The sequence below is a fragment of the Nonomuraea guangzhouensis genome, assembly GCF_019396345.1.
In the GTDB taxonomy this organism is placed as follows: domain Bacteria; phylum Actinomycetota; class Actinomycetes; order Streptosporangiales; family Streptosporangiaceae; genus Nonomuraea; species Nonomuraea guangzhouensis.
Genome location: NZ_JAHKRM010000007.1, coordinates 261,473 through 269,528 on the forward strand (window position 1 = coordinate 261,473; position 8,056 = coordinate 269,528).

The 8,056-nt window shown below is 66.8% G+C and carries 12 protein-coding genes and 1 pseudogene (1 of these 13 only partly in view); 4 read left to right on the plus strand and 9 right to left on the minus strand.

All coding sequences use genetic code 11. The features are described from left to right. Positions 1 to 78: 78 nt before the first annotated feature. On the plus strand, positions 79 to 156 hold the full coding sequence (locus KME78_RS67950; protein ID WP_372454913.1) for a hypothetical protein: 78 nt from the start codon (positions 79 to 81) through the stop codon (positions 154 to 156). Positions 157 to 743: 587 nt separating this feature from the next. Here the strand turns inward: KME78_RS67950 and KME78_RS16335 are convergent. Further along, a complete protein-coding gene (locus tag KME78_RS16335; RefSeq protein WP_219529738.1) occupies positions 744 to 908 on the minus strand; it encodes a hypothetical protein in 165 nt (54 codons plus the stop codon). Between the two features lie 14 nt (positions 909 to 922). Then, positions 923 to 1,411 (minus strand): luciferase domain-containing protein, encoded by a 489-nt coding sequence (locus KME78_RS16340; protein WP_219529739.1) that lies wholly within the window; start codon positions 1,409 to 1,411, stop codon positions 923 to 925. A gap of 85 nt (positions 1,412 to 1,496) precedes the next feature. On the opposite strand from KME78_RS16340, the gene KME78_RS16345 reads away from it, so the two are divergent. Next, positions 1,497 to 1,880: a winged helix-turn-helix transcriptional regulator gene (locus tag KME78_RS16345; RefSeq protein WP_246651156.1), complete on the plus strand. Its 384-nt coding sequence runs from the start codon at positions 1,497 to 1,499 to the stop codon at positions 1,878 to 1,880. A 563-nt stretch (positions 1,881 to 2,443) separates the two neighbouring features. After that, complete coding sequence (locus KME78_RS16350; protein WP_219529999.1) at positions 2,444 to 2,866, plus strand: hypothetical protein; 423 nt, start codon at positions 2,444 to 2,446, stop codon at positions 2,864 to 2,866. Positions 2,867 to 2,938: 72 nt separating this feature from the next. Here the strand turns inward: KME78_RS16350 and KME78_RS16355 are convergent, their stop codons facing one another. The 4 genes and pseudogenes from KME78_RS16355 to KME78_RS16370 all read right to left on the minus strand — a co-directional run bounded on the left by KME78_RS16355 (position 2,939) and on the right by KME78_RS16370 (position 5,576). After that, positions 2,939 to 3,142, minus strand: coding sequence for a hypothetical protein (locus tag KME78_RS16355; protein WP_219530001.1), 204 nt, complete (start codon positions 3,140 to 3,142; stop codon positions 2,939 to 2,941). Positions 3,143 to 3,180: 38 nt separating this feature from the next. Next, a pseudogene (locus tag KME78_RS16360) lies at positions 3,181 to 3,369 on the minus strand (transposase); the annotation flags it as partial. A gap of 696 nt (positions 3,370 to 4,065) precedes the next feature. Beyond that, positions 4,066 to 5,031 (minus strand): hypothetical protein, encoded by a 966-nt coding sequence (locus KME78_RS16365; protein WP_219529741.1) that lies wholly within the window; start codon positions 5,029 to 5,031, stop codon positions 4,066 to 4,068. Then, entirely contained in the window at positions 5,031 to 5,576 is a 546-nt protein-coding gene (locus KME78_RS16370) for an RNA polymerase sigma factor (RefSeq protein ID WP_308126980.1), read from the minus strand. Before KME78_RS16370 ends, KME78_RS16365 begins: the two co-directional genes overlap by 1 nt. Positions 5,577 to 5,894: 318 nt before the next feature. Between KME78_RS16370 and KME78_RS16375 the strand changes: the two genes are divergently transcribed. After that, positions 5,895 to 6,563, plus strand: a complete 669-nt coding sequence (locus tag KME78_RS16375) for a hypothetical protein (protein ID WP_219529742.1) — start codon at positions 5,895 to 5,897, stop codon at positions 6,561 to 6,563. 68 nt (positions 6,564 to 6,631) lie between these two features. Here the strand turns inward: KME78_RS16375 and KME78_RS16380 are convergent, their stop codons facing one another. From KME78_RS16380 to KME78_RS16390, 3 genes are all read right to left on the minus strand, one after another. After that, a complete protein-coding gene (locus tag KME78_RS16380) occupies positions 6,632 to 7,297 on the minus strand; it encodes a nitroreductase (RefSeq protein ID WP_219529743.1) in 666 nt (221 codons plus the stop codon). Next, positions 7,284 to 7,538 carry a hypothetical protein gene (locus tag KME78_RS16385; RefSeq protein WP_246651157.1) on the minus strand — a complete coding sequence of 85 codons (255 nt, stop codon included), beginning with the start codon at positions 7,536 to 7,538 and terminating at the stop codon, positions 7,284 to 7,286. The genes KME78_RS16380 and KME78_RS16385 overlap by 14 nt, the downstream gene beginning before the upstream one ends. A 90-nt stretch (positions 7,539 to 7,628) precedes the next feature. After that, positions 7,629 to 8,056: the final stretch of an ABC transporter ATP-binding protein gene (locus tag KME78_RS16390; protein WP_219529744.1), read on the minus strand. 1,621 nt of this gene lie beyond the right edge of the window; the window shows 428 of its 2,049 coding nt (coding positions 1,622-2,049); its start codon lies beyond the right edge, outside the window; its stop codon occupies positions 7,629 to 7,631.

Sequence of the window (8,056 nt, forward strand, 5' to 3'; positions counted from 1 at the left end):
GGTCGTAGCCGGCCGCCCGGATTCGGGCGGGCCTCATGATCGGCGAGTTCTAATCCGGGACCGCCGCCCAAGGCCGGGCTGTGGAGCCCCGACTTCAGGCCGCTAGGCAGCCCGGTGCCGCTGCTCGTCACGGGTATCAGCGTCACGCTCTACTAATTTAGAACCCGCACTAATGTCGCCGACGATTGCTACGGGTGGGGAAATCCATTTCCCCACCCCGTGGCAATCGTCAGCTGTGCGGGAACTATGGTCATCCGGTCTGATCTGAATTCAGTTTTTGGAAAAGGTCGAAAAAGCGCCTTGATTCATTAGCGCAGATACTGTAGTGCTTCATCGGGTGATGTCACGAGACAGGATGAGTTGCCGAAACCACATGGCCAGTGTGGGGATCCACTTTCACTATCGCTCCGCCTGGAGCTGTGCGGCTCCCCTCGGTCACTGACAGGAGTTTCCCGGTGCTCGGGTCCACCGCGATCGTTTTGGGCGTGTCCGACTGCAGTAGCTCGATCTGCTGAGCGGTAAGTGCCGACGTATCGGCTGTGGAAGGGATCGGCGACGGGCCGGCGACCATAGCCGAGGGCGCCGAGGTGAGTACTGTTGCGACCGCCGCAGCAGCAACGGCGGCGGCGGCCAGGGCGAGACGTCGCGCTTCACGCACGGAAAAACCTCCAAGATCGATGGACTGCCAAGGAGTCAGCTCTATCGCGTCCTTCAGCCCGCAAACGGCTACGTTGTAGGCCGCATCACATGACATTATGCTGTAAAAGATCTTGCTGTGGGTGCCGTCTCTCCTTGGACGCCCGGGACCGCACGCTCATGCTCCTTGCTTTCAGAGCATGGGCCACGCCGGGATCGGGCGCGGGCAGGGCGGTGGCGTCCAGGTCGGCGCCGAAGTGGGTGAAAGCCATGGCACGCATGATGATCACTCCATTTCCGCAGCAGATGATGCGGCGGCCTGCAGCCAGGAGGCGCGCAGGACGGCAAGGGCGACGGCCAGTTCGGCCTCGTCGCGGGGGGCATAAAGCATCACGATCGTGTCGGGCCACTCGGGGCGCCGGCTGATCGGATGCGGCTCGATCCACCCTGCCCGCTCCAGCGGCGCTATGAGCGGCTCGGGCACGGTGAGATGGAGGAAACCCGAGCGGTGGATGTGCCCGAATTCGTCGTGGCTGGGGTGCAGGAACGCCGCCCACGGCCCGGCGGGCTCGTGCAGCCTCAGCGCCAGCGAGGCGGGCTCGGACACCTGGCTGGGGCCGATGAACACGCCCGCCAGCGCCTGCGCGTCCGCCACCAGGGCGGCCCTGATATGCGGTGGGGAGAACTGGTCGAGCTGGTCATGCGGGATCTCCCGGCCCGTGGTCCGCGGGCGTGGTCCGGATCGGGACGGAGGATCGGTCAAGTCGATGCTCATCGATACAGCACTTTCTGTGCGCTGGTTACTTCTTGTGCGTGCATCGAGTTTGATCCACAATGCTGCCATGGCGGAAGAAGGCACTTTGACCCGCGCAAGGCACACCGATGTGCGTGAGACGGTCAGCGAGGACCACCCGACCTGCCAACTGCGCGACATTCTCGACCGCGTCGGGGACAAGTGGAGCGTGCTGGTGATGAACCTGCTCGGCGGCGGGCCCAAACGCTACTCCGAACTGCAGCGCGCCATCGAGGGCATCTCGCAGCGGATGCTCACTCTCACCCTGCGCAGCCTGGAGCGCGATGGCCTGGTGGAACGCACCGTCACCCCTACCTCGCCGCCGCGGGTCGACTACGCCCTGACCCCGGTCGGGCAGACGCTCTCAGCTCAGGTCGCCGGGCTCATCGAATGGGCCGAGCAGCACCGCGCATATGTGGCCGCAGCCCGCCTGTACTACGACGCGTCGTGACCGGCCCAGGCCGGTATCGGCCCCGGCAAGCCTGCAGTCCCCAGGAGTGCGGCGTCCGGTTGACTCCTGGTCTTCCGTGATGGCTCACGGAGCCGCAGCCCCCTCTGAACAAGGTCCTGAACGCGCCCCGCTATGCACGTTTATCGCCTCTGTCGCTGATCTTGTGACGCGGAACGTCCGTCCCGAAGCAGGATCTTCTTCCTGAGAAGGTCGAAATTCGCGCGGCCATGCCCCTGCCGCTTGATCAACTTAGCTCCCGTGTTCTGCCCTTCGGCCTGCCCGGAACTCCAGGACACTGACAGACCCGCCGTTACCGCTTCCAATGGACGAGCGTGGGCAGGCCGCTGCCGCGGACGTCGTCGATCCAGGCCGGGAGCCGGTCCCCGCGCAGATCGCGCATCACGGTGGCGAAGCCACGCACGTGCCGGGTGATGGCGCGTCCTCGGGCGCTGGCGATTGCGCCTCACCGGGTGCCGATGTCATACCGAAGGTCGGCACCGCGAGCACGTCCCGGCGAGGGCGTGCTCGCGAACCGGTCATGATCGGAACACGTTTACCGAGATATGCATCGATTTCTCGCGGTTCTCGCGCTCGCCGTGACCCTCTGCGGTTGCCAGGGCGAGCAAGAATGCACGCTGATCGGCACGCGCGTGGGCGTCCAGGTGGACGTCGCCGACCCGCTCGCCAGCCGGGTGGTAGCGGCGAAGCTGGAGGTGTGCCAGGCGGATAGGTGCACCGAGCCCAAGCTGGAGATCTTCCCCTCCGACCAGGGCGGCAAGCACGGGTTCGGCGACGTCGGGGGGCTGCGCAAGGAATGGGCCACCGTACGGCTGAGGCTCACGGACGCCGCCGAGAAGGAGGTGCTCGACCGCACCATCGACGTCACCCCTAAAGGCCGCTTCCCCAACGGTCCGCAGTGCGGCGAGGGCGGCCCGAACGCGGGGGTGGAGGTCGACGGCGAAGGCCGGATGCGGGAACGGCCCTGACGCATTGACCGCACGCCGCGCCCAGCGTCCTCCGTAAGAGGATTTTGAGTCCAAGCGCCAAGTGGCAAAGGCTTAAGTGCTTGCGGGGATGGGTCCGTAGAGGGCTGGTCCGATCTTGTTGATGTAGCCCTGGTGCGACCATGGGGACAGCCGAACGCGGAAGCTGTTGATGTTCTCGATCTTGAGGATGGCGGCCAGTTCCGTGCCTTTCCTGGCCCGCCAGGGCTGGCTGGCCAGGAGTTCCAGGACCTTGCCGCGCCGGTCGGGGCTGGACAAGTCCGGAAGCCGCCATACTTCTCGGTCAGCAGCGCCAGCAACGGGTGTGCGCCGTCACGGTCTTGGATGGAGGCGGCGGTGACGATCACGCACAACAGCAGCCCGAGCGTGTCGACCGCGATGTGCCGTTTCTGTCCCTTGATCTTCTTGCCTGCGTCGTAGCCGCAGGTCGAGGCTTCGACGGTATCGGCTGCCTTGCCCGTCCGGGAGTCGATGCATCCGACCATCACCGCCCGCGTCTCGCCCTCCAGCACCACCCACTCGGCATCGTTCAGATCCGACGGATACACCGGCCTGCGGTCATGACATCGGCACCCCGGTGAGGCGCAATCGCCGGCGCCCGAGGACGTGGGTGTGTGACAGACAATCACCGGCTCCTGGCCGCCGAGATGCGTAGACAACACCTCAGTTACCCTCGTGCAGGTGCGGCGTGAGCCTCTCGTACCGGCTCATGGCCAGGGCTCGCCCGGCCAAGCTGCCGGACACGCGGCTGGAGCTCCCGCTGCCCGATCTGGCTTGTGCGTGTTGTTCGCTCGCGGTACTGACCTCGTTATCGTCCGTCCACGATGACCGCCCACCACACCCGCAGACGCCACGGTTGCGACTACCCGCGCATAGCGGGACCCCGCCCAGTCCGCCGCTGCAACGGGTCGCCGATCAGCCCAGTCCTGGTCGCGCTACCAGGCACACGTGGAGTTGTTGAGCGGTCTCCTGAGGCTTGAAGCCGACTCCGGTTGTCGCAGTTGTGGTCGACGGGGACGTGTGCCCCGCCGCCACATCCGCGTCCGCCGGGTGCCATGGTGGTGTCGCTTGCTCAAAGCCTCGAGATCCAGCGCGGCTCCGATGCCGAGCCTGGTCGAGGGCGGAGCCGGCTGAGCCCCGCGTGTCAGCCGGCCCATGTGTCATGGCTGCCCGGGCAGGGCTTACTCCTTGATGACGTTGTCGCGTGGACCAGCGTAGACAGGGTTCTTGTCGAAGCGCTTGTCGGTGACGAGCAGGCGGATCAGTTCCGGCTTGCGGATGGACTCCTGCGCCTCCCAGGCGATCCAGTTGTCGCCGACGGGTTCGGTTTGCGTGCGGAGCTCGCCGTAGCCGCCCGGGTTGTCCGGCGCGACCGCCATGATCAGGTACTCGACCTTCAACCCGCGCCTCTTGAGCTCGGGCAGGACCTCGCCGACGGTCTTCTCATCCACCCGGAAGCCGGCGAGTGAGCGGCCCTTCGTGGTTGCCAGCCGGTAGTCGGACTTGACCCCCGCCTTCGGCCCGTTCCACTTGGAGGGCACGAGAACGCACGGGGCGACCGGGCCGCTCATAAGGATCGTGCTGGTGCTGTGGTCGCTGATCGTCCAGACGAACGTCTGGCCGGGCTTGAAGAGCTTGGTGTCGATCCGCATCTGCCAGCCCTGGCTGTGTTCCTCCCCGGGGATGTTCTCCGGCACGGAGTACAGGCCGTGGGGAACGTCCTGCACCATGGTTCCGCGCGGTTCCTGGCACCACATGCCCGGGGGTGCGTAGTCGACGGTGGCCGGGACATTGAGTTCCTTCAACCGCTTCGCCAGCCCCGCCTTGTCGCGGAAATCCCGGATCTGGACGTACGCGACGCCGTCGGATTCCTTGGTGACCGCATAGGAGGGGGTGGCGCTCTCCTTCAGCAGGCTCGGCCCCACCACGATGCCCACGGCGAGCAGCCCCGCGCCCGCCAGCCCCAAGGCCAGCCGCCGGGCAGGGCGCCGGCGAGGGCGGCCGGGGGACGGGCCGGGCTGCTCGGCGGCGGCGATTGAGGCCAGCAGCTTCCGCGCCCCCACATCGGAGGCGTGCCCTCCCGGCGTGCCCGGTTCTACCCGGGCCAGCGCACGCGTGATCTCGTCGATGTTGTCGATGTTCTTCATCACAGATGTCCCTCCGCGGGGGTCAACCGGCCTGCCGATGTGAAGTGCACGTCCGCCTCGGCGAGCGCGCGGGCGAAGCGCCTGCGGGCGCGGTGGAGTCTGATGCGTACGGCGTTGCGCGACATACCGAGCACGGAGGCGATCTGCTGTCGGTCCAGTCCCTCCCAGGCGACCAGGGACAACAGCTCCCGATCGGTGTCCGGCAAGGCCCGGAAGATCTGCGCGATCGCCGTCAGCTCGACCCCGCTGTCGGGCGCGGCCTGGTACAGGTCGGCCATTTCGGTGTCGAGCTCCACGTTGAGGGACTGGCGGCGCACCTCGACCCGATAGTGGTTGGCCAGCACCTTGCGCGCCACGCCATACAGCCACAGGGTGGCCTGCTCTCCGTCCGGCACTTCGCCCATCCGCCGCCAGGCAATGGCAAAGGTTTCCGCCACGACGTCCGCCGCATCCTGCGGCGAGTGGCAGCGGCGGGCCGCGTATGCCGTGATCTGGCCATACGTCTCCCGGTACATGGACTCGAACCTGGCCAGCTCACTACCCACGGGCTGGTCCCGCGTCCGGTCTCCTCGGCATCCCCATGGCCGCCTCCTTCATAGTTTTGATTTGCGGACATCTGTGCCTATGTAGGGAGTCGGGCCATCATTTCGTGCCAGGGCAGAGAAATTTCGCGGCTTTCCCGCCGCAGCGAAGGGCCGAACCCGGATGGTGCGTCGGCGCCCCCTGCCGGGAGGTCAGTTGGCTGTCAGCGCCGCCGCCACCGCACTCCTCCTCGCTCCCCTGGCTACCGGCCCCGCCGTGGCCATGAGCGAGCTGTTGCTCGGTGACTGGAGAAGAGACGAGGGGTGGTGAAGGTGGGACGCGTGGAGCTCGAGCGGCAGCACTTCTCAGACACGAGGGTCATCGGTTCGGGCCGCACGATCGGGCCTGCCCGGCTGGATCGGTGCCAGTTCGTCAACTGCTCGCTCGTGCAGCGGGACGATCCGGAGTACGGCCTGGTGGTTCGTGACATTGTCGCCAGCCGGTGCGCACTGCGGGGCAGCGTCGTGCAAGGGGTGCGGTTCGAGGATGTGCTGGTGGAGCGGCTCACCACCACGGGAATGATCCATCTGGAAGCGTGCGTGTTCCGTCACGTGACCTTGCGGGGCCCGATGAACTCCATGATGACGATACCTCCGGCTCCCTTCTGGCCGGACGAGTCGCAGGCCGCCTTCACCGCCAGTGCCGTCGCGTTCTACCGGGACGTCGATTGGGCGTTGGACATCTCGCAGGCCGAATTCGCGGAAGCGGACTTCTACTGGGTGCCAGGGGAGTTGGTCAGGAGGGATCCGGCCACGCAGCTTCTGCTCAGGAGATCGTCATTCGACGGGGTCGATCATGCATCTCTGCCGCTGGACGCGCAGATCGCGGCAGAGCGCTTCGAGTCCACACCGTTCGACACCGTGGTCGCCATCGCGCCAACACGATCCAAGCACTTCGCCGAACGCCTCGCCGCTCTCAACGAGCTTCGACGCCGCGGGCTGGCCGAATAGGCGCAACGTGCCGTCGCGCTACTGAAGGCCTCGCAGGGTTGTAGGCCGCAGACTTGAACGCCTGTCGGTCACACTCCGATGAAGCTCACTGTTTCTGTCATGTCCGCCCGCCCGGTGCGCAGTCGTGGCACGCCTTCCTTCTCGAATCCCACCGCGACACCGCAGAACAGCACGAGCCCATCATCGGCCCCGACTATCTGGCTGACGGTCTTGCGGTACATCGTCCACATCACCTGGGGGCAGCTGTGCAGCCCTTCCGCTCTCAGTAACAGCATGACCGTCTGCAAGTACATCCCCGCGTCCCCCCACTGCCCGGGCCCCATCGTCCGGTCGACGTAGCAGAACACCATGACCGGCGCCCCGAACGCCGCCGAGTTCAAGGCGGCGATCTTTGTGGGCCTGTCGGGGTCGCCGCGTTCGATCCCCAGCGCGTTGTACCGCTGGGCGGCCGCGGCGGAGAAACGGTCCAGATACGGCGAGGTCAGGTCGGCCGGGTACATCGGATACTCCCGCTCATCACCCGGGTCTCCCGCCAGTGCCCTGGCCGTCGCGCGCCTCTTCAGTTCGGCCAAGGGCTCGCCGGTCACGACATACACGTGCCATGGCTGGAGGTTCCCGCTGGACGGAGCCCGCGTCGCCGCGGCCAGCACTCGTTCGAGTACCTCTTTGGACACCGGCTCGTCGCTGAACGCCCGCACGGCCCGGCGACTGTCCACGGCTTCATACACATCCACGTCTTCTGGTCCTCTCAGCCAACGACAACCACCTCCTTCTACCGTCTTCGGTGCCTGCCGCGGGCCGCGGGGTCGCGCTCGGCGACGTGCTGCTCATGCCGGTCATCCGATGAAGGACCAGAGGCCGAAGCGGCCCCACGCAACCGTGGGTGATCATCGCGCCGACCATCAGCAAGACCCAGCAGAGGGCGGTCACCGGCACCAGCACCGGCGCGACATCGACCACGGCGGGCAGGATCAAGCCCGCCGCAGCCAGGATTTCAAGGACGCCGAGGGCCTTGACGAAGGCGTTTCGCGCTTGTCGTGCTCAGTGCCCTACAAGGGTGCTGGGTTATTGGTACGCGCTGGCTTGGAGGGTGTAGAGGTCGGCGTACAGGCCGTTCAAGGACATGAGGGTGGCGTGGTTGCCCTGCTCCGTCACCTTGCCGTGCTCCAGGACGTAGATGCGGTCGGCGTAGCGGACGCTGGCCAGGCGGTGGGTGATCAGCAGGACCGTGCGGCCGTCGGAGTGGCCGCGGATGCGTTCGAACAGGGCGTGTTCGGCGCGGGCGTCGAGGGCGGCCGTGGGCTCGTCGCAGATGAGCAGGGGCGCGTCGCGGTGGAAGCCGCGGGCGACCGCGATGCGCTGCCACTGGCCGCCTGACAGCTCGTGGCCGTCCTTGAAGCGCCGGTCGAGCAGGGTGCGGAAGCCGAGCGGGAGGCCGGCGACGACCTCGTCGGCGCCGGCCACCTCGGCGGCCGAGTGCAAGGCGGCATCGC

Bases quoted from the DNA above. Each gene is read 5' to 3' on its own strand.
- KME78_RS16335 (WP_219529738.1), bottom strand. From the start codon at position 908: ATGGCTTTCACCCACTTCGGCGCCGACCTGGACGCCACCGCCCTGCCC.
- KME78_RS16340 (WP_219529739.1), bottom strand. From the start codon at position 1,411: ATGAGCATCGACTTGACCGATCCTCCGTCCCGATCCGGACCACGCCCG.
- KME78_RS16350 (WP_219529999.1), top strand. From the start codon at position 2,444: ATGCATCGATTTCTCGCGGTTCTCGCGCTCGCCGTGACCCTCTGCGGT.
- KME78_RS16365 (WP_219529741.1), bottom strand. From the start codon at position 5,031: ATGAAGAACATCGACAACATCGACGAGATCACGCGTGCGCTGGCCCGG.